This is a genomic window from Lachnospira hominis (ex Hitch et al. 2025) (assembly GCF_040096395.1).
Taxonomy (GTDB): domain Bacteria; phylum Bacillota; class Clostridia; order Lachnospirales; family Lachnospiraceae; genus Lachnospira; species Lachnospira hominis.
This window is the reverse complement of the sequence record NZ_JBBMES010000004.1, coordinates 61,877-82,633: the sequence shown is the minus strand read 5'-3', so window position 1 is coordinate 82,633 and position 20,757 is coordinate 61,877. Positions and strand designations below refer to the sequence as shown.

Genomic DNA, 20,757 nt, shown 5'->3' with positions numbered 1-20,757 from the left:
ATTATGTCTTATAAAAAATTAGTTCCAATAATTTATTTAAAAGATACAAAAGCATATAGCGATGAAGCACTTACTAATCTTATAAGTGATGATGCAGTCAGCGTTGCGGACAGCTTCAGTGCAAACGGTGCAGATGAAATTATTATCATGGATTTATCATATGATGATGCATCACATGATGAAGCAATTGGCATTATCAGACAGATTACAAAGGCACTTGACACACCGGTTATTGCCGGCGGCAATGTAAAGAGGGTTGAAGATGTTAAGAAGTATCTTTATGCAGGAGCAAAGGCAGCTCTTCTCGACGAATCACGCGAGTCAAATATGATTATGATGAAAGAAGTCTGCGACCGTTTTGGCAAAGATAAGATTGCACTTATATACAGAGCATATGATAAAGATGTTATTCAGCTTGCAAAAGATAACGAGATAGCATTTGTTTTTGTAAAAGATGGTGTGTCTTATAAAGAAGCAGTTGCGGATTTTGATGGAATTCCGGCTATAGTTGAGACATCTGTATTGTTTGATGAAATAATTGCATTTGATTTAGTTGCAGGTATTTCTGGCAGTATTATAAGTACAACTGACTATGATTTTATGAAAAAGAAACATGAACTTACAAAAAATGGTATCGTTATGAATACATTTACAAGCTCAATTCCATTTTCAGATTTCAAATTAAATAAAGAGGGGCTTATTCCTGTTATTGTTCAGGATTACAAGACTGATGAAGTTCTTATGCTTGCATATATGAATGAAGAATCATTTAACCTTACAATCGAGACAGGAAGAATGACTTATTTTAGCAGAAGCAGAAATGAAATCTGGGTTAAAGGTCTTACATCAGGTCATTTCCAGTATGTCCGTTCTATTGAGATAGACTGTGATAATGATACGCTTCTTGCAAAAGTAAAGCAGATTGGTGCTGCATGCCATACAGGAAATAAGAGCTGTTTTTACCGTAATCTTGTTTCTACTGAATATGCACAGACAAATCCACTTAAAGTATTTAATAATGTAATGAGCATAATCGAGGACAGAAAACAACATCCAAAAGAAGGCTCATATACTAATTATTTATTCGATAAGGGAATTGATAAAATTCTTAAAAAATGTGGTGAAGAGGCAACAGAAGTTATTATTGCCGCCAAAAATCCTGACCCTGAGGAAATCAAATACGAAATTTCTGATTTCCTTTATCATGTGATGGTTCTTATGGTTTTAAAAGGTGTTACATGGGAAGATATAGTAAAGGAACTTGCTAACAGATAATGAGTGCAAAATATATTATTACACATATTGACGGCAGGCTTGTATCTGCTGAGTATGACAATAATATCTGTGTGGGGCTTGATATTTTAAGCCCCGCCGGTGTTATGGGAAATATATATGCAGGACGTGTAGAAAATGTCGTCAAAAATATTAATTGTGCTTTTGTTGAAATTGAAAAAGGAGTAAAATGTTATTTTCCTCTTGAAGCAGACAACAACAGGCACATTTTTTTTAACAATAAAAATAATGACAAATTAAATCAGGGCGATTCGGTGCTTGTCCAGGTAATTAAAGAGGCTGTAAAAACAAAACCTCCGACTGTGACAACAAAGGTTTCACTGACAGGAAAATATGTTGTATTATCATCCGATATAAGAGGAGTCAATATTTCATCAAAAACAAAAAAAGATGAGATGTGCAAAAAGGTGCAGTCACTTTTGCTGGAATCTTTAAATACTGAAAAATTCGGATTTATAGTTCGTACAAACTGCAAAGATGTAAATGAATCGGATTTTGAAGATATTTTAAAAGAAGCACATGATATGTCCAAAAAATTTGAAAATATTTTACAGAGGGCAACGTATGAAAAGGCACCTGTGTGTCTTTACAAAGAAAAACCTTTATATGTAAATCATATTCTTGGATTTCCGAATGATTATATTGATGAAATAATAACCGATGATGATAACATATATGATACTATATGTGCGTATCTTCCTGAAAATGAACGCATGAAGGTACGCCTGTATAAAGATGAGATGTTGGAGCTTTATAAGCTGTATGACATTAAAAAGCAGCTTGAACAGGCATCTGCACAAAAAGTATGGCTTAAATGCGGCGGATATATTATAATTGAACAGACCGAAGCACTTACAAGCATTGATGTCAATTCCGGAAAATGTATTTCAAAAAAGAGCGGCGAAGCTGCAAAAGAGGATACTGTATACAAAGTAAACAGTGAAGCTGCTGATGAAATTGCAAGACAGATAAAGTTAAGAAATCTGTCAGGAATAATCATAATTGATTTTATTAATATGAAAAGTGAAGATAATACGCAAAAGCTTATGTCCGGTCTCAGGCATTTATTTAAAAATGACAAAGTGACAACTACGCTTATTGATATTACAAAACTCGGTCTTGTGGAAGTGACGAGAAAAAGAGAGGGTGTAACACTTTTACAGGCATTGAAAGATACTTCATTTTAAAGGAGTTGATATAGTTGGATTGTTTATATGTCAGATTTTACAGAAAATGTGAAGCTTTTTTTAAAGAGAAACAAATACGATTTGATATATTAAAATTTCTATACAAGGTATTGCCGGTGCTTGAAGCAGCGGTTTACTGCGGACTGATTATTTACAGTTTTGTAAAAGAAGATTATCTGATGTTAACAAAATGTATAGTTGTTCCGGCAACAGCATTTGTAGTTGTGTCAATTTTCAGGAAATTAATTGATTCGCCAAGACCATACACAAAGTATGATATTACGCCGCTTATAAATAAGGATAAAATCGGAGAGTCATTTCCGAGCAGACATACATTATCTGCATTTCTTATAACAATGACGGGATTTTATGTATATTTTCCAGTTGGAATTGTACTTGCTGTTATGTCATTGATAATTGCAATAACAAGAGTTGTCTCGGGTGTGCATTTTACAAAAGATGTAATTGCCGGGGCTGTAATCGGAATACTTTCTGGAATAATATATTTTGTTTTTTAGGAGGGATTGAATTATGAAAAATATAAAAATAGCATACATCGGCGGCGGCTCAAAGCAGTGGGCGAGAGTTTTTATGAATGACCTTGCACTGTGCAGCGACCTGACAGGTGAAATCGGGCTTTTTGATATAGACAAAGAGGCGGCAGTCCGCAATCAGCAGATAGGTAACAATATTAATAAACAGCCTGAAACAGTGAGCAGATGGAATTATGTTGTATATGACAGTCTCAAGGAAATTTTATGTGGTGCGGATTTTGTTGTAATATCAATTCTTCCGGGAACTTTTGAAGATATGAGAGTGGATGTCCATTATCCTGAAAAATATAATATTTACCAGAGCGTCGGTGATACGGCAGGTCCGGGAGGTGTGTCAAGAGCACTCCGCACAGTTCCGTTTTATGAAGAGTTTGCGGCAGCAATAGAAAAATATTGTCCTGATGCATGGGTTATTAATTTTACAAATCCAATGAGCATATGCACAAAGACGTTGAATGATGTATTTCCGTCTGTTAAAGCGTTTGGCTGTTGTCATGAAGTGTTTCACACACAAGATTTTCTGTGCGATATTCTTGAAGAATTTACGGGCATTAAGGCAAAAAGAAAAGAGATATATACAGAAGTTGCGGGAATTAATCATTTTACATGGATTTCAAGTGCAAAATATAAAGATATTGAAATATTTGATTTCATGGATGATTATATTGCAAAGCATTTTGAGGAAGGCCATTACGAGCACGGTCCGGCTGATTCTTACAAGACAGACACATTCGCATATGCGAACCGTGTAAAAATGGATATGTATAAGCGTTACGGTGTGCTCGGTGCGGCGGGAGACAGACATCTTGCTGAATTTATGAATAATAAATGGTACCTTGCAAGTCCGTCACAGGTTGACTCGTGGAAATTTGCACTGACAACAGTTGATTTCAGAATTAAGCAGATGAATGAAAGAATTGAGGAGTCAAAAAAACTTGCATCAGGTGAAATAAGACCTGAAGTAAAGAAGTCTGATGAGGAAGCTGTTGAACTTATGCGTAGCGTGCTCGGACTTACAACTACGATAAGCAATGTAAATCTTCCAAACAGAGGACAGATTTCATGGCTGCCTGAGGGAAGCATTGTTGAGACAAATGCGGTATTTTCAAACGACAGAGTTGTTCCTGTCACAACAAAGCCCCTTCCTGTGGCTGTACAGTCGCTTGTAAGAAGGTGCAGCGATAATATAGATATTCTTTATGAAGGAATAAAAAAACGGGATAAGAAGATAATATTTGAGTCATTCGTAAACCAGCCTCTTTGCAGTTCTTTAACGCTTGATGAGGCCAGAAGTCTTTTTGATGAAATGTATGAAAAAAATTTGAGATTTTTTCAAAAAAATAATTGACAATATAAGACAAGTAATATATTATATTCTAGTGTGCCGCTCAGTTAGGATGCAAGCAGAATGTTTTTATGATATTCTCCCCAAAACTGGCGAGTATTTAATTTAGGAGGTGCCATATGTACGCAATTATAGCAACAGGTGGTAAACAGTACACAGTTTCTGAAGGCGACGTAATCAAGGTTGAAAAGCTTGGCGTGAACGCTGGTGACACTGTTACATTTGACCAGGTTCTTTTCGTAAATGACGGAGATGCTAAGGTTGGAAACCCTACAGTAGCAGGAGCTTCAGTTACAGCAAGCGTTATTGGAGAAGGAAAAGACAAAAAGGTTATCGTTTACAAGTACAAGAGAAAAACTGGCTACCATAAGAAAAATGGTCACAGACAGCTTTTCACTAAGGTTAAGATTGAAAAGATTAACGCTTAATTACTTGTTAAGTTAGAAAGGCATGGCTTATGACACATGCTGTTATTTACAAGTCCCACGTTAACGGTGAGGTGCTTGGATTTAAAACATACGGACATTCGGGCTATGCCGATGAAGGCAGCGATATTGTATGTTCGGCTATTTCATTGCTTGTGATTAATACGATTAATGCCATCGATACTTTTACCGATGCTAAGTATGAGACACAGGTAAACGAAGATGAAGCATTGATTTCTTTTATGCTCACATCTGAAATGACAGAGATTACAAGTGATATCAGAGTATTACTTAACGCACTTGAACTGGGATTATCCCAGGTGGCTGCCGGTAATCCTGATTACTTATCCATATCAATCGAGGAGGTGTAACTAATATGTTGAATTTGAACCTTCAGTTTTTCGCCCATAAAAAGGGTGTTGGTTCTACAAAGAATGGTAGAGATTCAGAGTCTAAGAGATTAGGCGCTAAAAGAGCTGACGGACAGTTCGTTCTTGCTGGTAATATTCTTTACAGACAGCGTGGAACAAAGATTCTTCCAGGTGTTAATGTAGGCCGCGGTGGCGATGATACATTATTCGCACTTGTTGATGGAACTGTTAAGTTCGAAAGAAAGGGCAGAGATAAAAAGCAGGTTTCTGTTTATCCTGTTACTTCTAACGAATAATTTTAGTTTATTTGAGCTCCAAGTCTTCGGATTTGGAGCTTTTTTACCTTATATAATCCGTGTGATAAAATAAATAACGGAATTTTTTATATAACAGAACAGGCAAAATAATTACAGAGGAGGTCATTTATGTTTGCAGACAGAGCAAGAATTTTTATAAAATCCGGCAAAGGCGGCGACGGACATGTAAGTTTCCGACGTGAACTGTATGTTCCTGATGGCGGCCCTGATGGTGGTAACGGCGGCAAAGGCGGCGATATTATATTTGAAGTTGACAAGGGACTTAACACTCTCGGAGACTTCAGACATAACAGCAAATATATTGCAAAAAGCGGTGAAGAGGGTGGAAAGAGACGCTGTACAGGCAGAGACGGTGAAGATCTGGTAATAAAAGTTCCGGAAGGAACTGTTATATATGACGATGAGAGTAGAAAAGTAATTGCCGATATGTCAAATGACAATCTGCGTGAGGTCATCTTAAAAGGCGGCCGTGGTGGCAAAGGAAATATGAATTATGCAACATCAACAATGCAGGCTCCACAGTATGCACAGCCTGGCCAGGATGCACAGGAACTATGGGTGCGTCTTGAATTAAAGGTTATTGCCGATGTTGGTCTTGTAGGTTTTCCTAACGTAGGTAAGTCAACACTTCTTTCAAGAGTAACTAATGCACGCCCTAAGATTGCAAATTATCATTTTACGACACTTAATCCTAATCTTGGTGTTGTTGACCTTGATGGTGGAAGAGGATTTGTAATTGCTGATATTCCGGGACTTATTGAGGGAGCATCTGAAGGTGTTGGTCTTGGACATGAGTTTTTACGCCACATAGAGAGAACTAAAGTTATAATTCACATGGTTGATGCAGCTTCAACAGAAGGAAGAGACCCTGTCGCTGACATCAAGGCAATTAATGAAGAGTTAAGGGCATATAATCCTGAACTCTTAAAACGTCCACAGGTTATTGCAGCAAATAAAATTGATGCAATATACACAGACGATGAAACAGAAAATCCAGTCGATGTAATCAAAAAAGCTTTTGAACCTGAAGGAATAAAAGTCTATCCAATTTCGGCAGTTACAGGTCAGGGACTTAAAGAACTTTTGTATTATGTACGTGAACTTCTTGATAGTATGACAGATGAACCTGTTATGTTTGAGAAGGAACTCGATACAGATACACTTTTTGATAATCCTAATGAAGCATTTTATGTTGAAAAAGATGATAAAGGCGTTTATGTTGTATCAGGCCCAAGAATCGACAGAATGCTTGGATATACTAATCTTGAATCTGAGAAAGGCTTTAATTTCTTCCAGAAGTTCCTTCGTCAGACAGGTGTTTTAAAGCAGCTTAAAGAACTTGGTGTCCAGGAGGGTGATACTGTAAGAGTTGGCGACTATCTTGAATTTGATTACTACGATTAATTATAGATTATGAATGAATTGTTATTTAAAGGAGATAAAATATGACAAGCAAACAGCGTTCTTATTTAAAGGGTCTTGCCATGACAATGGATCCGATTTTCCAGCTTGGAAAATCAAGCCTTACGCCTGAAAATACACAGGCTATTGCTGAAGCTCTTGAAGCAAGGGAACTTATAAAAATAAATGTATTGCAAAATTGTGCAGATGATCCGAACGAACTTGCACAGATTGTTGCAGAGCGTACACATTCACAGGTTGTTCAGGTGATTGGCAAAAAGATTGTTTTATATAAAGAATCAAAAAACAAGAAAAAAATCGAACTTCCACCTGCAAATAAAAAGAACTAATAATAGATTTAATAAAGGAATTGAATATGAATTCTGATATTATATGTGTATTTGGTGGGACATTTAACCCTGTCCATACAGGACATATCGAGATTGCCCGTCATGTCCACAGCCAGTTTAATCTTGACAAAATTCTTATAATGCCAAGTGGCAATCCGTCATCATATAAAGACACAAGTCTTATTGCGGATGCCAAAGACAGATGCAATATGATTTCACTTTCAATAAAAGATTATCCTTATATGGAACTTTCCGAGCTTGAAGTAAAACGTCCCGGAAGAACATATACGTGTGATACATTAAAAATACTGAAAGAGAAATATAATCTGATTTATTTTATTATAGGTGCGGATTCACTGTTTTCTATAGATAAATGGTATCACGCTGATTATGTAATGAAAAACTGTCATCTTCTTGCTGCAAACAGGGACAATCTGGATGATGAAATGATTAAACAGCGTATAGAATTTCTTAAAAATACGTATGGAGCTTTAATAGATATTATTGACACACCGGCCCTGCCATATAGTTCCACTGTTATACGTGAAAATTTAAAAAATGGCGTGTCTGTTGAGAAAATGATAAATCCAGCCGTTTATGATTATATAATGAAGCATGGTCTGTATGGTGTTAAAAGTTCCAAATTGGAGGAATAACTGTAATGGATAACGAATATATACAAGCACTCCGAAAAGAGGTAAAAAAGGAATTTACAGCGGATAAAGCACGTTACTGGCATACAATAGGTGTTGCAGAGACAAGTGCATGTCTTGCAATGCGTTATGGTGTCGATATGCAGAAAGCATTTACGGCAGGACTTCTTCATGATTGTGCCAAATGTTATTCGGATGAACAGCTGATTGAGATATGTGAGAGCAACAATATTGAAATCACGCAGGCAGAACGTCTGAGTCCATATCTTTTACATGCAAAAGCCGGGGCTTTTTTTGCCGGTACAAAATATGGCATTGATGATGAAGATATATGCAATGCAATCAGATATCACAGCACAGGTCATCCCGGCATGACACCACTTGAGGAGATTGTGTTTATTGCAGATTATATGGAACCTTTGCGAAATAAGGCAGACAATCTCGATGAAATACGGGCCCTTGTTTTTAAAGATATAAAAGAGGCAATATACCGTGTAACATTAAGCACAATTGAGTATTTAAAAAAACGGAATAAACCAATAGATCCACTCACACAGGAAACGTGTGACTATTATAAAAGTACAGGAGGTTTTTAAATGGCCGATTTAAAATCAAAAGAGATGGTAAAGGCAGCCATCGAGGCAATGAAAGACAAAAAAGCAGAGGATATCAGAGTTATAGATATCAGTAATGTATCAGTTATTGCGGATTATTTTATAATAGCAAATGGAAATAACCCTAATCAGGTTCAGGCTATTGTAGATAATGTTGAAGAACAGTTATATAAAGCAGGATTTGCAGATCCTAAAGTTGAGGGATATAACAGTGCAAGCTGGATTCTTCTTGATTATGAAGATGTAATTATACATGTATTTTCAAAGGAAGACAGACTTTTCTATAATCTAGAAAGAATATGGCGTGACGGAATTGAAGTCAATCCTGAAGAAATCTAGAAAAACTAATATAAACAAAAATATAATATAGATAAAAATCAGCCACCTGCAATTATAATGCTGCAGGTGGCTGATTTGTGTTTTATTATGGCGGATATAAAAATGTCTGTGCCTGTATTTATAATCCTGAATTGTCGATTCTTATTACGCCAATTACTTTTCCGATAATCTCACAGTTGTCTACAATAATAGGATCCATGTAATCATTTTCAGGCTGAAGACGTATGTGTCCTTCTTCTTTGTAAAAACGCTTAACTGTGGCAGAATCATCGACAAGTGCTACAACCATTTCTCCGTTATGTGCAGTGTTCTGTCTGCTTACAATAATATTATCTCCATCATAAATTCCGGCGTTAATCATACTTTCGCCTTTTACAGTAAGCATAAAAAGTTCTGTATTCGGCATAAATTCCGCAGGAATAGGAAAGTAGCTTAGTATATTCTCCACGGCAAGAATCGGCTCACCGGCAGCTACACGTCCTACAAGCGGAACATTAATAACTTCACGTCTTGTAAGATTAAAGTTATCATCAATAATCTCTATAGCTCTTGGCTTAGTAGGGTCTCTTCTTATATATCCATTTTTTTCAAGTGTTTCAAGATGTGCGTGAACAGATGAAGTTGACTTCAGATTGACAGCTTCACATATGTCACGTACTGATGGCGGATAACCTTTATTTAAAATCTGAGACTTGATATATTCAAGAATCTCAGTCTGCTTTTTTGTAATTCTTCCATATGCCATTAAACATACCTCCCAGTTAATTCGTTTATCCATAAAATATAATATTTTTGTTTATTATAACATTTAAAATGTAAAAAATCAAACAAATTTTCCGAAAAAATGTTCGATTTTTTACTTGAATCATATTGACAAACAAATGTTCTTATTCTATAATCCAAGCATAAACAGAACGTTTATTCGGAACAACTGTTCATAGATGCTTATTTATATAGTTATATTTATGGTTTTTACATTTTTATTTTTTGAGGAGGTTTTTATTATGATGAACAATAAGAGAAGACATTCACGCAGGAGATGGTTACATTTATCAGCAAAGAAGACTTTAATAACTATTGTGCTTGCTGTTATTATGGTGGCTGCTATAAGTATTTATGGAATAATAATTGTGAATGCATCTAATTCTAATCCGGAGAAATCACAGACACAGCGTTTCTATACGAGTATTACAGTGCAGCCTGATGATACACTTTGGAATATCGCAGATTCTTATGCTTCAGATGGTGAGAGCCATCAGCAGTATATCAATGCAGTAAAGTCACTTAATAATATGACAGATGATACTATTTATTCGGGACAGAATATAGTTATATATTATACAAAATGATACCCTGGCATGTAGTGTATGAATAGGATGGACACGAATGAAAGGCTATGATTGTATGGACTTTGGATATTTTATCTGATATAATTTATACATTAATATATTATATAATAATCGGAGTTTAATATGACATTTAAAGATTTATTAATAAAACCTGAATTAATTGACGCATTACAGGTTCAAAATATAACACAGCCTACACAGATACAGTGTAAAGTGGCAAAGCCGGTTTTTGATGGAAGAGATGTTATAGCATGTTCGAGCACCGGAAGCGGCAAGACACTTGCATATCTGCTTCCTGTTTTATCGTCAGTTGATTTGTCTGAGAATACACTTCAGGCACTTGTTTTAGTACCAACGCAGGAACTGGCATCACAGGTTAATAAGCAGATTCAGCTCTTGTTTGATAATATGCATTCAGATGCACATACACTTATGTTGATTGGTGACGGAAATATTACACGTCAGATTGAAAGTCTGAAGATTAAGCCTGTAATTGCTGTTGCAACACCATCCAGAGCTGCTCAGCTTATAAGAATGAAGAAGTTAAAAGTTCATAATGTAAAGACACTTATACTTGATGAAGCCGATAAGCTTATGGATAAAACATATCTTGAGAGCATTATTTTCATAAGAAAGTCTCTTATGAAAAGGACACAGGTTCTCTTATTTTCAGCAAGTATAAGTAACAAGACAATAAAGCAGGCTAATACAATAACTTATAATCCTGTTATATATGAATTGTCAAAGGAAAATAAAGAACTTATACCTAAAACAATAAAACATATATTTATAATATCAGACCGTCGTGAACGAATTGAGACACTTCGTAAGATTGCGAAAGCTGTTAATTCAGATAAAACAATGATATTTATTAATACAAAGTACGATCTTGAAGAATCATTACAGAAATTACAATATCATAATTACAATGTTGCGGCATTAGCAGGTAATATAGATAAACAGTCTAAGAAAAAAGCTGTTGAAGATTTTCAAAATGGCAGACTTCAATATCTATTGGCAACGGATGTTGCTGCAAGAGGATTACAGATTGATCATGTATCAACAGTTATTAATGTGAATCTTCCGGAAGAACCAACAGAATATCTTCACCGTGCCGGCAGATGCGGACGTAACAACGAACAGGGATTGTGTATATCAATCATAACCGAGAATGAATTAAATAAGATTAAAAAATATCAGAAAGCATTCAATATAAACATTGTCCAGAAACGTTTGTACAATGGAAAAATTGTTTCAAAATAATGTAATGTTATAAAAATACATATACCCATGCAGAACATGCACGGGTATATATTAATTCATTACTACAACTTCGTTAAACTGGAGTTTGGCGAAGTGATGTATGTGTGATTAAGGAGGCTATTATGGCAGCAAGTAAGACTTATGCTGAACAACAGAATATAAAATATGCCCAGAAGATAAATGAACTGCTTAAAATATTTCCGGAATTCTGTCGTGAGTATTTTAACAGTCTCGAGTATTCAAAACAGCCGCGTACACGTCTTGCATATGCAAGAGATCTGAAAACATTTTTTGAGTTTCTGATAGCAGAATTTCCACAGTACAGTAATTATCAGATAAGTGATTTTACTCTTCATGATATTGAAAGTGTAACTGGACAGGATATTTCTGATTATTTAAGATATATGAAGGTTTATGATAAGGATGGAACGACTGTCACTAATGATGAACGTGCTGCAAAGCGTAAATTATGCTCATTAAGACGTTTTTATGGTTACTACTACAGATATGAGCTGATATCAAATAATCCGTCCCTGAAGGTTGATATGCCTAAAATTCACGATAAAGCAATTACACGTCTTGATGTAAATGAGGTTGCTGAACTTCTTGATAATGTTGAAAATGGCAATAAGCTGACAACGGCACAGTTAAGGACACACGAAAAATTAAAATGCAGGGATTTAGCACTTCTTACTCTTCTACTTGGTACAGGTATCCGTGTATCAGAGTGTGTAGGACTTGATATTAATGATGTTGATTTTGATAATGACAGAATTAAAGTCGTAAGAAAAGGTGGTTCGGAAAGCTTTGTTTACTTTGGCGATGAAGTACGTGCGGCACTGCTTGATTATATGGAAGAACGCAAACAGATGAATCCTGATTCAGGACATGAAAATGCACTTTTTATTTCTTCAAAAAATAAAAGGCTTTGTGTACGTTCGGTTGAACTTCTTGTTAAAAAATATGCTTCTACCGTAACAACTGTCAAGCATATAACACCACATAAATTAAGAAGTACATATGGTACCAATCTTTATCAGGCAAGCAAGGACATTTACCTTGTTGCTGATGTTCTTGGTCATAAAGACGTCAATACTACAAGAAAGCATTATGCAGAGATTGTCGATGAAAATAAACGCAGTGCACGAAATATTGTACGTCTGCGTACAGAGGCTGATGATTAAAATGACTAATGATAAATAACAATAAAAATTCCTGTCTGATTTATTAAGTCGGACAGGAATTTTTGTATTTAAAATATATTATGCATTAATTTCAATTGCTCTTACTTCATCATATTTATCAAGAATTTCTTTTGAAGGGGCTTTTGTGAGAAGACTCACAACAACATTTACGATAATTGCAACGATAAATGCCGGTAATAATTCATATATTGCAAAGACACCGCCAAATCCTGATATTACATATTTCCAAAGGAATATCATAATACCGCCTGAAATCATACCTGATATTGCACCATATTTATTAGCTCTTCTCCAGAATAATGAAAGAAGGACTACAGGACCAAATGTTGCACCAAAACCAGCCCATGCAAATGATACGATTTCAAATACTGAACTGTCAGGGTTGCCGGCCATAAATACTGCTACAATTGAGATAATAACAACTGTAATTCTTGCAACAATTAAAGCTGCTTTTTCTGAAAGCTTAACACCCATACATTCTCTTACAAGATTCTGAGATATTCCGGAAGCTGCGGCAAGAAGCTGTGAATCTGCTGTTGACATTGTTGCGGCAAGAATACCGGCAAGAATAACACCGGCAGCTATGGCAGCGATTACACCATGAGTGCTTAACAGATGAGCAATTTTTACTATAATTGTCTCAGAGTTTGAACCTGTAAGAATATCAAGAGCACCTGCTTTTGACATGCCGTAACCTACAATACCGATAAATACTGCAACTGAAAGTGAAATTACAACCCAGATTGTAGCAACTCGTCTGGACAATTTTAACTTTTTCTCATCTTCTATTGCCATGAATCTTAAAAGAATATGTGGCATACCGAAATAACCAAGTCCCCATGCAAGTGTAGAACATATTTTTAAGAAACTGTAATTGGATGCCGTACCTGTCTCGGCTGAATATGTTTTAAATAATCCAAGATAGCCCGGAAGCTGCTTTGCATTATCAACAACAGCATCAAATCCTCCGGCAACATTTATACCGAAAACAACAACAACAATAAGTGCTACAGACATAACAATGCTCTGAATAAGGTCTGTTGTACTTGCAGCAAGGAAACCACCTAATGTACAGTAACATACGATTACAGCAGCACTTATAACCATTGCCGAAAGATAGCTGACACCAAAAAGGCTTGAAAATAATTTACCGCATGCTGCAAAACCTGATGCTGTATAAGGCACGAAAAATACAACAATCATTATAGCCGCAATGCATGATAAGGTTTTACATCCACCGAATCTTTTCGAAAAGAAATCAGGAACTGTGAATGCATCATATCCCTGTGAATACATACGTATTCTTTTTGCTACTATAAGCCAGTTTATGTAAGTTCCGATTGCAAGACCTATCGCTGTCCATGCTGCATCTGCTACACCTGTAAGGTAAGCAACGCCGGGAAGTCCCATTAAGAGCCAGCTGCTCATATCAGAAGCTTCGGCACTCATAGCAGTTACGAAAGGACCAAGCTTTCTTCCGCCAAGGTAAAAGTCATCTGAACTTTTGTTTTTCTTGGAATATTGTATACCGATAGCAACAACAACTAATAGATATACAACAATTGATACCATAATTATAATATCAGACATATTATTTCTCCATTCCTCAGTTTTTAGTTTAACTATTAGAGTATAACATAAAATTATAATAAAAGGAATAGATTTTGTTTAATAAATTTACTGCTGTTGATTGGAAGACTGTTGCTGTGATGCAGGTGTCTGCGGCTGTGAGGTCTGAGGCTGTGTTGCGGATGGCAAAGGAGCAGTTGTTGTCTGCTGTTTATTATTGTTATTGTCCGCAGCATTTGATGTCTCACCTTCACCGACAGTCACATATCTGTAGTATGCAAGGTCAGTTCCAAAATTATCAGATAAATAATAAATCAAAGTGTAAACTCCAGGTTTTGTAACGTCAACATTTCCAGAAATTGTTATTGATGAAGTTATATTATTGCCGTTTGTATCAACCGCATAGATACCCTCCCATTTGTCAAATGGCTGGTTGAGTGCTATCTGGCAGTTTTTCACACCTGACATATAATCTATTTTGCCATTTATATTAGCATTTAATGCTTCAGTGTCTGAAGGATCATAATTGGCACCGGCAGCAAGTTTATCCGGTATTTTATAATCAAGAAGAGCTTTTTCATTTGCGTCTTCATATATTTCAACGGGAATATTAACACCACAGTTTTCATATATCCATTTTGCGTCTTTTGCCTGAAGATATATAGAACCTGTATTTGCTGTGATTCCAAGTCTGTTATAGGCATCTACATTGAGCTGTTTTACATTTTGTGACCAATAAGGTACAGAATGTATATATGCACCATTACCAAGAATACATGTATAATGACCATATGTATTTGATGCAAGCATACTCCATGTCTGTTTGTTTGAAATTACAGTGTCACCTGTATTGACATTAGAATTTACAGAACATGCAAAAACAGATAATGGCTTAAACTCACCTGATGAGTCTTTTTTGTATACGGTAATAAAATTCTGTGATTTGTTCACACGCAATTTATAGCCGAGATTATTTTCAACAAAAGCCGAAGTCTCTTTATTATTATCTGATTCGTCAGATTGTGTGATATTATTGTCGGATTGTGAATTTTTGCTTAATTCTTTTATGCTGGTTAGTGCAAAAATTACGGCTGCAAGGAAAACAACCAATATAATTAAATATATCTTTGAGTTGCCGCCCTGCAGCCATTTTTTAATGTCCAGCTTTTTAATTTTCTGATATTTGAATTCCATAGAAAATATATCTGTCCTTAAATAAGCTAAATTATGGTGAAACTTGCGGCAACTGACATAGTTTTTTGAAATCATGGACACTGTCTGCCGCGTTAATTAATCTAAAATTTACTTTGCTAAGTTCTTTTCTTTTAATTCGATATACTTGAGGATGAGTTCAATAGAACCATCAATTCCAAGTTCACCGCTGTCAAGACACAGGTCATAGCTCTTTGCTTCGCCCCACTTCTTGCTTGAATAATAATTATAATAACTAGCTCTTCTCTTATCAGTTTTCTGGATTAAATCAGTAGCCTTAGATTCTGAGAGATCATACATTTTTTTGATTCTATCAACTCTCTTGTCAAGACTTGCTTTAATCCATACACTTACCGCAAATGGATCATCTTCAAGTGCATAATCGGCACAACGTCCAACGATGACACATGATTCTTTCTGTGCAAGTTTCTTGATTGCATCGAACTGAGCAAGGAAAACCTTGTGATTAATAGGCATATCAACATATGAATTAGAATAACCTAAAGAATATGTATCCATAACTAATGAATATAAAAAGCTGTTTGTTGGCTTTTCATCCTGTGATGCAAAAAGTTCCTGACAAAGACCACTTTCCTTTGCTGCAAGCTCAAGTAATTCTTTGTCATAACATTTGATACCAAGTCTTTCTGCGAGCTTCTGTCCAATCTCATGACCACCGCTTCCGAATTCTCTGCCGATTGTAATAACTGTTCTTTCATCCATAACAATTGTCCTCCTTAACTGCACGAATTTTTATGCTTACATTATATATTATTTTTTATAAAAAATCTACAAATTTATATAATTTTCACATATTTTCAATCTTTTCAATCTTCATAATGATCAATATGAAGCAGTATATCCATCAGGAAATCTTTTATATCTTTTGCATTTTCATTGGCAATTACACTGTATTCGCGTGGTGTTACGCATACCATTTTCAAATTGCAATATCCTTTGGCTGAAAACATATATGATTTATTCCATGTAATATTTTTTATTGCCTCCTCAACTTCATAAGATGGTTTATTGCGTGTAATTATGATAAACGAAATATGGGAATACAGATGATGCTTAACAGGATATTTTCCATCACCTCTGACGAAATGAGGCTCAATGCTGTTTATGGCAAAATCTTTTAAATTATTTAATGTGTGCATGTCAAGATTGTCACTGTTTATAAAAAACAGATGCTCAAAACAGCGGGTATCCCAAAGTTTTGATTCATCGCCTGATGTCTCAAAACGATTGTTGTGATTGTAGCAATATGCATAAATAACAAATTTTCTGCCATTAAAATAATAGTTATGATAAATATCAAATTTATCTGATATACTGTTTAAAATAATATCAATAAATTCTTTTCTTCTCATCTATATGCTCTCCTATTACTACCTGCCGTTGCTTTCAAGATCATTAAGAATCTTTTGAAAATAATCCGGTAAAGGTGCTTCAAATTCCATATATTTACCTGTTCTTGGATGAACAAATCCGAGGACTCTTGCATGTAATGCCTGCCCCGTAATATTATATGGCGATTTACCGCTTCCATATACATCATCTCCAAGAAGCGGATGTCCAATACTTGACATGTGTACACGTATCTGATGTGTGCGTCCTGTTTCAAGCTGGCATTCAACATGTGCAAACTGTTTGAAATTTTTAAGGACGCGGTAATGTGTGACTGCACGTCTGCCGCTCTGGTCAATTGCTACTTTCTTTCTATCTTTGCGGCTTCTTGCAAGCGGTGCATCAACTGTACCTGATTCCACAGAAAACGGATTCCATACAATTGCATTATACTTCCTTGTTATATCATGGACTGCAAGCTGTGCAGCTATGCGGCTGTGTGCAAAATCATTTTTACATGTAACAAGCACTCCTGTTGTATTCATATCAATTCTATGCACAATTCCTGGTCTTGATACACCATTTATTCCGGAAAGATTATCTTTGCAGTGATACATTAATGCATTTACCAGTGTTCCGCTGTAATGACCTGCTGCAGGGTGAACAACCATTCCCTTTGGTTTATTGACAACTATTATATCATCATCTTCATATATTATATCAAGAGGAATATTTTCCGGTTCAATCTCAGGTGTTTTACATTCAGGTACAGTGATATTTAAAACATCACCGGCTGCTACTTTATAATTACTTTTCACATGTTTGTCATTGGCAAGTACCAGCTCATCCTTTATTATTTTCTGTATAAATGAACGTGAATATTCTGTCAGTGTATCTGATAAAAACTTATCAATCCTTACTCCGTCTGCCGCTTCATCAACGTTTAATATTAATGTTTCAGGTGAATCACTCATTGCTGCCCTTTCTGTCAGGCTTTAAAAAATTAAAGTCCTCATCTTTGTATATAAATAATATCATAATTATAAATAATGCAAGTCCGATTGTAACATAGCAGTCAGCGACATTAAAGACAGGAAAATTGATAAGTCTGAAATATATAAAATCTCTTACATAACCAAGAAAAAGCCTGTCTATAAAATTGCCAACAGCACCGGAACCCAGAAGTATTATTGTAATACGCATTAACATATATTTTTTTGTTGTTGGCAGTTTATATGTGATATAAACCAAAACTGCCATAATGATAACAGTAAGCACAAGGAAAAATATTCTTCCACCGCCAAACATTCCCCAGGCTGTTCCTGTATTTTCGATATAATAAAATTCCAATACATTTTTGATTAGCGGTATTGTTTTTGTAGTCTTTAATGCATCAACCATTATTATCTTGCTAAGCTGGTCAAAAAATGTAAGGATTGCAACTGATATAACAAATATTAATATGGATTTTAAGCTGCTGTTTTTTTCTTTCATATAAAAATATCACCTCATTGATTATTCTATAACTACATTTTTCAAAGAACGACGCATAGTATCATCGTCAACAGTCATATCAATGTATGCTTCCCCGACTTTTTTTAAAAGAATGAATTTTACTTTGTTGCCATCCATTTTTTTATCATTTTTTGAAGCGGCAATTACCTCATCTATTGTAGTTTTATCAACTGTCATAGGAAAATTATATGCTTTGAAAGTATTATAAATATCATCATATTCTTCTTTTGTGATTGTGCCTCTTTCAACACATATATTAAGTGCTGCTATCATGCCAAGAACAACACATTCTCCGTGATAAAGTTCAAAGTTCATCTGTTTTTCAATGGCATGTCCAAGTGTATGTCCGAAATTAAGCTGTGCACGTTCACCTTTTTCAGTAGGGTCGTTTTCTACAACTTTACGCTTTATTTCACAGCTTCTGTAAATCATTTCTTCAAGATATCCACTGTCCAGAGCGGCAATTTTTTCAATATTATCTTTGAGCCACTGGAAATATGAAGCATCTTTTATAAGACCATGTTTTAATATTTCACCAAAACCGGAATTAAAAAGTCGTGTATTTAATGATGAAAGTGTGGATGTGTTCATATATACAAGGCGTGGCTGATGGAATGCACCTACCATGTTTTTGTATGCACGGAAATCTACACCTGTTTTTCCGCCAATGCTAGAATCTACCTGTGCAAGAAGTGATGTCGGAACCTGTATAAAATCAATGCCGCGAAGATATGTTGCAGCAGCAAATCCTGTAAGATCGCCGACAACACCGCCGCCGAGGGCTACAAGCATATCTTTTCTGTCAAATTTATTTTTTATGAGAAATTCATACACATCCTGGACTGTATTAAGATTTTTGTTCTTTTCTCCGGCTTCAAATGTATAGACAAATATGTTGTTGCCTGTTTCTTTAAGACATTGTGCAACTTTATCTGCATATAGCGGACCAACATTGCTGTCGGTTATAACTGCAAGTTTTCTTCCTGATATTTCAAGTTTTGTTACATTTTCGGCAAGTTTTGAAAAATCATTTTCAATAACAATGTTATAACAAGGTTTCTGATTGTAATTTACTGTAATTAATTTTGACATATAGCACTCCAATTTTTTATTGCATATGGTAAAATACCACCTGAAGCTGTAATTGCAACAGGTGGCAGTTTTTCTTAGTTTTTAAAAGATGATAAGTCTATTCCTCCTGCGACAAGTTCAGGTATGTCACCTGAAATATCAACATTAGGAGGTGTTACAAGGAATATGTAACTTGTTATTTTCTGAAGATTGCCCCTCATTGCATAACATGAACCAGCTGAGTAATCAATAACTCTTTGTGCAACCTCAACATGAATTCCTTCAAGATTAAGAACTACTGCCTTGCCACTTAAAAGAGTATCTGTTATATCACTTGCATCTTCCATTGATTCAGGTCTTATTACAACAACTTCAAGTCCTCTTGAACCTGCCGGTTTAATCGGAACGACTTTTTTGCCTCCGAACTTAGGCTTGTCAGTAGATTTTACTGATGTATCGTCATCATCTGCATCATCATCATACTTTTTGCTTCCACCAAAAAGTTTCTTTCTTGTCGAACCTTTGTCTTCCTCGTCTTCTTCATCGTATTCATCGTAATCATCATATTCGTCATCATAGTCATCATCACCATGAAGTTTGAATACGTTAATAACACCATCTAAAATTCCCATCACATCTATCTCCTGATTTATTTGTTATAATTACGAGCCCCAAATATCGCTGTACCTACTCTGACCATTGTAGCACCCTCCTCAACCGCTGTGATATAGTCATTAGTCATTCCCATCGAAAGGACATCCATATGAATATTATCAATGTTTTTGCTGTTTATGTCAACACATAATTGTTTCAAATCGCGAAAATATTTACGATTATCTTCAGGATTGGAAACATATGGAGCACTTGTCATAAGTCCTCGTATATTAAGTCCCGGAAGTTTTGCAATTTCTGTTACTGTTTCAATCCCGTTTTCAAGTGTAATTCCGAATTTGTTTTCCTCAAGTGCAACATTGACTTCAATAAGAATATCAGCTGTTACATTTCTTTTTACAGCTTCTTTGCTTATTTCACGGGCAAGTTTTACCGAGTCAACTGAATGAATCATAGCTACTTTTCCAACAATATATTTAACTTTGTTAGTCTGTAAATGACCTATCATATGCCATTCTATATCATCAGGGAGAGTATCAATCTTAGAGACAAGCTCCTGAACATAATTTTCTCCGAATGTACGCATACCTGCATTATAGGCATCCATAAGCATTTCATTTGGTTTCGTTTTGCTTACGGCAATCAAAGTTACATCTTTGGGATTGCGTCCCGAACGCAGACATGCCTGTTCAATATTTTGTTTAACATTTTCAATATTTAATGCAATATTAGTTTCCATGTCATACCTCTTTTATAAATATT

At 35.4% G+C, this 20,757-nt stretch carries 25 protein-coding genes; 15 read left to right on the top strand and 10 right to left on the bottom strand.

Annotated features, from left to right (window positions below):
* The first annotated feature begins 3 nt into the window (after positions 1-3).
* The 12 genes from hisIE (at position 4) to rsfS (ending at position 8,849) form a co-directional block, all read left to right on the top strand.
* A complete protein-coding gene (gene hisIE, locus WMO38_RS05420; protein ID WP_186836911.1) occupies positions 4-1,275 on the top strand; it encodes a bifunctional phosphoribosyl-AMP cyclohydrolase/phosphoribosyl-ATP diphosphatase HisIE in 1,272 nt (423 codons plus the stop codon).
* Positions 1,275-2,480, top strand: coding sequence for a ribonuclease E/G (locus WMO38_RS05415; protein WP_349161825.1), 1,206 nt, complete (start codon positions 1,275-1,277; stop codon positions 2,478-2,480). Before hisIE ends, WMO38_RS05415 begins: the two co-directional genes overlap by 1 nt.
* A gap of 14 nt (positions 2,481-2,494) precedes the next feature.
* The gene (locus WMO38_RS05410; RefSeq protein ID WP_349161824.1) at positions 2,495-2,998 is read left to right on the top strand and encodes a phosphatase PAP2 family protein; all 504 of its coding nucleotides are present in this window, start codon (positions 2,495-2,497) and stop codon (positions 2,996-2,998) included.
* 13 nt (positions 2,999-3,011) lie between these two features.
* A complete protein-coding gene (locus WMO38_RS05405; RefSeq protein ID WP_349161823.1) occupies positions 3,012-4,382 on the top strand; it encodes a family 4 glycosyl hydrolase in 1,371 nt (456 codons plus the stop codon).
* A 116-nt stretch (positions 4,383-4,498) separates the two neighbouring features.
* Positions 4,499-4,807, top strand: coding sequence for a 50S ribosomal protein L21 (gene rplU / locus WMO38_RS05400; protein ID WP_021866712.1), 309 nt, complete (start codon positions 4,499-4,501; stop codon positions 4,805-4,807).
* 29 nt (positions 4,808-4,836) lie between these two features.
* On the top strand, positions 4,837-5,175 hold the full coding sequence (locus tag WMO38_RS05395; protein ID WP_021866711.1) for a ribosomal-processing cysteine protease Prp: 339 nt from the start codon (positions 4,837-4,839) through the stop codon (positions 5,173-5,175).
* Positions 5,176-5,180: 5 nt separating this feature from the next.
* Positions 5,181-5,471 (top strand): 50S ribosomal protein L27, encoded by a 291-nt coding sequence (gene rpmA, locus WMO38_RS05390; protein ID WP_021866710.1) that lies wholly within the window; start codon positions 5,181-5,183, stop codon positions 5,469-5,471.
* A gap of 129 nt (positions 5,472-5,600) precedes the next feature.
* Entirely contained in the window at positions 5,601-6,896 is a 1,296-nt protein-coding gene (gene obgE / locus WMO38_RS05385; RefSeq protein ID WP_349161822.1) for a GTPase ObgE, read from the top strand.
* Positions 6,897-6,937: 41 nt separating this feature from the next.
* Complete coding sequence (gene yhbY, locus WMO38_RS05380) at positions 6,938-7,243, top strand: ribosome assembly RNA-binding protein YhbY (protein ID WP_021866708.1); 306 nt, start codon at positions 6,938-6,940, stop codon at positions 7,241-7,243.
* Positions 7,244-7,269: 26 nt separating this feature from the next.
* Complete coding sequence (gene nadD, locus WMO38_RS05375; RefSeq protein ID WP_021866707.1) at positions 7,270-7,899, top strand: nicotinate-nucleotide adenylyltransferase; 630 nt, start codon at positions 7,270-7,272, stop codon at positions 7,897-7,899.
* Positions 7,900-7,904: 5 nt separating this feature from the next.
* Complete coding sequence (gene yqeK / locus WMO38_RS05370) at positions 7,905-8,492, top strand: bis(5'-nucleosyl)-tetraphosphatase (symmetrical) YqeK (RefSeq protein ID WP_021866706.1); 588 nt, start codon at positions 7,905-7,907, stop codon at positions 8,490-8,492.
* Positions 8,493-8,849: a ribosome silencing factor gene (gene rsfS / locus WMO38_RS05365; protein ID WP_349161821.1), complete on the top strand. Its 357-nt coding sequence runs from the start codon at positions 8,493-8,495 to the stop codon at positions 8,847-8,849.
* Positions 8,850-8,967: 118 nt separating this feature from the next.
* Here rsfS and lexA read toward each other — a convergent pair whose 3' ends face one another.
* Positions 8,968-9,594, bottom strand: a complete 627-nt coding sequence (gene lexA / locus WMO38_RS05360) for a transcriptional repressor LexA (protein ID WP_021866704.1) — start codon at positions 9,592-9,594, stop codon at positions 8,968-8,970.
* 259 nt (positions 9,595-9,853) lie between these two features.
* Here lexA and WMO38_RS05355 point away from each other — a divergent pair, with 259 nt between their 5' ends.
* The 3 genes from WMO38_RS05355 to WMO38_RS05345 all read left to right on the top strand — a co-directional run bounded on the left by WMO38_RS05355 (position 9,854) and on the right by WMO38_RS05345 (position 12,645).
* On the top strand, positions 9,854-10,198 hold the full coding sequence (locus tag WMO38_RS05355; protein WP_186836916.1) for a LysM peptidoglycan-binding domain-containing protein: 345 nt from the start codon (positions 9,854-9,856) through the stop codon (positions 10,196-10,198).
* Between the two features lie 123 nt (positions 10,199-10,321).
* A complete protein-coding gene (locus WMO38_RS05350; RefSeq protein ID WP_349161820.1) occupies positions 10,322-11,461 on the top strand; it encodes a DEAD/DEAH box helicase in 1,140 nt (379 codons plus the stop codon).
* 122 nt (positions 11,462-11,583) lie between these two features.
* Positions 11,584-12,645 (top strand): tyrosine-type recombinase/integrase, encoded by a 1,062-nt coding sequence (locus WMO38_RS05345; RefSeq protein WP_021866701.1) that lies wholly within the window; start codon positions 11,584-11,586, stop codon positions 12,643-12,645.
* Positions 12,646-12,723: 78 nt separating this feature from the next.
* On the opposite strand, the gene WMO38_RS05340 is transcribed toward WMO38_RS05345, so the two are convergent.
* The 9 genes from WMO38_RS05340 to WMO38_RS05300 form a co-directional block, all read right to left on the bottom strand.
* On the bottom strand, positions 12,724-14,256 hold the full coding sequence (locus tag WMO38_RS05340) for a sodium/proline symporter (RefSeq protein ID WP_349161819.1): 1,533 nt from the start codon (positions 14,254-14,256) through the stop codon (positions 12,724-12,726).
* Positions 14,257-14,343: 87 nt separating this feature from the next.
* Positions 14,344-15,429: a L,D-transpeptidase family protein gene (locus WMO38_RS05335; RefSeq protein WP_349161818.1), complete on the bottom strand. Its 1,086-nt coding sequence runs from the start codon at positions 15,427-15,429 to the stop codon at positions 14,344-14,346.
* A gap of 108 nt (positions 15,430-15,537) precedes the next feature.
* Positions 15,538-16,170, bottom strand: a complete 633-nt coding sequence (locus WMO38_RS05330; RefSeq protein ID WP_349161817.1) for a cytidylate kinase-like family protein — start codon at positions 16,168-16,170, stop codon at positions 15,538-15,540.
* A 104-nt stretch (positions 16,171-16,274) separates the two neighbouring features.
* Positions 16,275-16,820 (bottom strand): DUF8052 family protein, encoded by a 546-nt coding sequence (locus WMO38_RS05325; RefSeq protein WP_021866697.1) that lies wholly within the window; start codon positions 16,818-16,820, stop codon positions 16,275-16,277.
* Positions 16,821-16,838: 18 nt separating this feature from the next.
* Entirely contained in the window at positions 16,839-17,771 is a 933-nt protein-coding gene (locus tag WMO38_RS05320) for an RluA family pseudouridine synthase (RefSeq protein ID WP_349161816.1), read from the bottom strand.
* A complete protein-coding gene (gene lspA, locus WMO38_RS05315; RefSeq protein WP_349161815.1) occupies positions 17,764-18,291 on the bottom strand; it encodes a signal peptidase II in 528 nt (175 codons plus the stop codon). Before lspA ends, WMO38_RS05320 begins: the two co-directional genes overlap by 8 nt.
* A gap of 21 nt (positions 18,292-18,312) precedes the next feature.
* Positions 18,313-19,404, bottom strand: a complete 1,092-nt coding sequence (gene aroB, locus WMO38_RS05310; protein WP_349161814.1) for a 3-dehydroquinate synthase — start codon at positions 19,402-19,404, stop codon at positions 18,313-18,315.
* Between the two features lie 74 nt (positions 19,405-19,478).
* A complete protein-coding gene (locus tag WMO38_RS05305) occupies positions 19,479-20,015 on the bottom strand; it encodes a cell division protein SepF (RefSeq protein ID WP_349161813.1) in 537 nt (178 codons plus the stop codon).
* Positions 20,016-20,032: 17 nt separating this feature from the next.
* On the bottom strand, positions 20,033-20,734 hold the full coding sequence (locus tag WMO38_RS05300) for a YggS family pyridoxal phosphate-dependent enzyme (protein WP_349161812.1): 702 nt from the start codon (positions 20,732-20,734) through the stop codon (positions 20,033-20,035).
* Positions 20,735-20,757 lie beyond the last annotated feature (23 nt).

Coding starts and splice junctions, on each gene's coding strand:
- obgE (WP_349161822.1), top strand. CDS start 5,601: ATGTTTGCAGACAGAGCAAGAATTTTTATAAAATCCGGCAAAGGCGGC.
- hisIE (WP_186836911.1), top strand. CDS start 4: ATGTCTTATAAAAAATTAGTTCCAATAATTTATTTAAAAGATACAAAA.
- WMO38_RS05330 (WP_349161817.1), bottom strand. CDS start 16,170: ATGGATGAAAGAACAGTTATTACAATCGGCAGAGAATTCGGAAGCGGT.
- nadD (WP_021866707.1), top strand. CDS start 7,270: ATGAATTCTGATATTATATGTGTATTTGGTGGGACATTTAACCCTGTC.
- WMO38_RS05305 (WP_349161813.1), bottom strand. CDS start 20,015: ATGGGAATTTTAGATGGTGTTATTAACGTATTCAAACTTCATGGTGAT.
- WMO38_RS05320 (WP_349161816.1), bottom strand. CDS start 17,771: ATGAGTGATTCACCTGAAACATTAATATTAAACGTTGATGAAGCGGCA.
- WMO38_RS05395 (WP_021866711.1), top strand. CDS start 4,837: ATGACACATGCTGTTATTTACAAGTCCCACGTTAACGGTGAGGTGCTT.
- WMO38_RS05300 (WP_349161812.1), bottom strand. CDS start 20,734: ATGGAAACTAATATTGCATTAAATATTGAAAATGTTAAACAAAATATT.
- rplU (WP_021866712.1), top strand. CDS start 4,499: ATGTACGCAATTATAGCAACAGGTGGTAAACAGTACACAGTTTCTGAA.
- aroB (WP_349161814.1), bottom strand. CDS start 19,404: ATGTCAAAATTAATTACAGTAAATTACAATCAGAAACCTTGTTATAAC.
- rpmA (WP_021866710.1), top strand. CDS start 5,181: ATGTTGAATTTGAACCTTCAGTTTTTCGCCCATAAAAAGGGTGTTGGT.
- WMO38_RS05350 (WP_349161820.1), top strand. CDS start 10,322: ATGACATTTAAAGATTTATTAATAAAACCTGAATTAATTGACGCATTA.
- lspA (WP_349161815.1), bottom strand. CDS start 18,291: ATGAAAGAAAAAAACAGCAGCTTAAAATCCATATTAATATTTGTTATA.
- WMO38_RS05335 (WP_349161818.1), bottom strand. CDS start 15,429: ATGGAATTCAAATATCAGAAAATTAAAAAGCTGGACATTAAAAAATGG.
- yqeK (WP_021866706.1), top strand. CDS start 7,905: ATGGATAACGAATATATACAAGCACTCCGAAAAGAGGTAAAAAAGGAA.
- WMO38_RS05345 (WP_021866701.1), top strand. CDS start 11,584: ATGGCAGCAAGTAAGACTTATGCTGAACAACAGAATATAAAATATGCC.
- WMO38_RS05355 (WP_186836916.1), top strand. CDS start 9,854: ATGATGAACAATAAGAGAAGACATTCACGCAGGAGATGGTTACATTTA.
- WMO38_RS05415 (WP_349161825.1), top strand. CDS start 1,275: ATGAGTGCAAAATATATTATTACACATATTGACGGCAGGCTTGTATCT.
- rsfS (WP_349161821.1), top strand. CDS start 8,493: ATGGCCGATTTAAAATCAAAAGAGATGGTAAAGGCAGCCATCGAGGCA.
- yhbY (WP_021866708.1), top strand. CDS start 6,938: ATGACAAGCAAACAGCGTTCTTATTTAAAGGGTCTTGCCATGACAATG.
- WMO38_RS05340 (WP_349161819.1), bottom strand. CDS start 14,256: ATGTCTGATATTATAATTATGGTATCAATTGTTGTATATCTATTAGTT.
- WMO38_RS05325 (WP_021866697.1), bottom strand. CDS start 16,820: ATGAGAAGAAAAGAATTTATTGATATTATTTTAAACAGTATATCAGAT.
- lexA (WP_021866704.1), bottom strand. CDS start 9,594: ATGGCATATGGAAGAATTACAAAAAAGCAGACTGAGATTCTTGAATAT.
- WMO38_RS05405 (WP_349161823.1), top strand. CDS start 3,012: ATGAAAAATATAAAAATAGCATACATCGGCGGCGGCTCAAAGCAGTGG.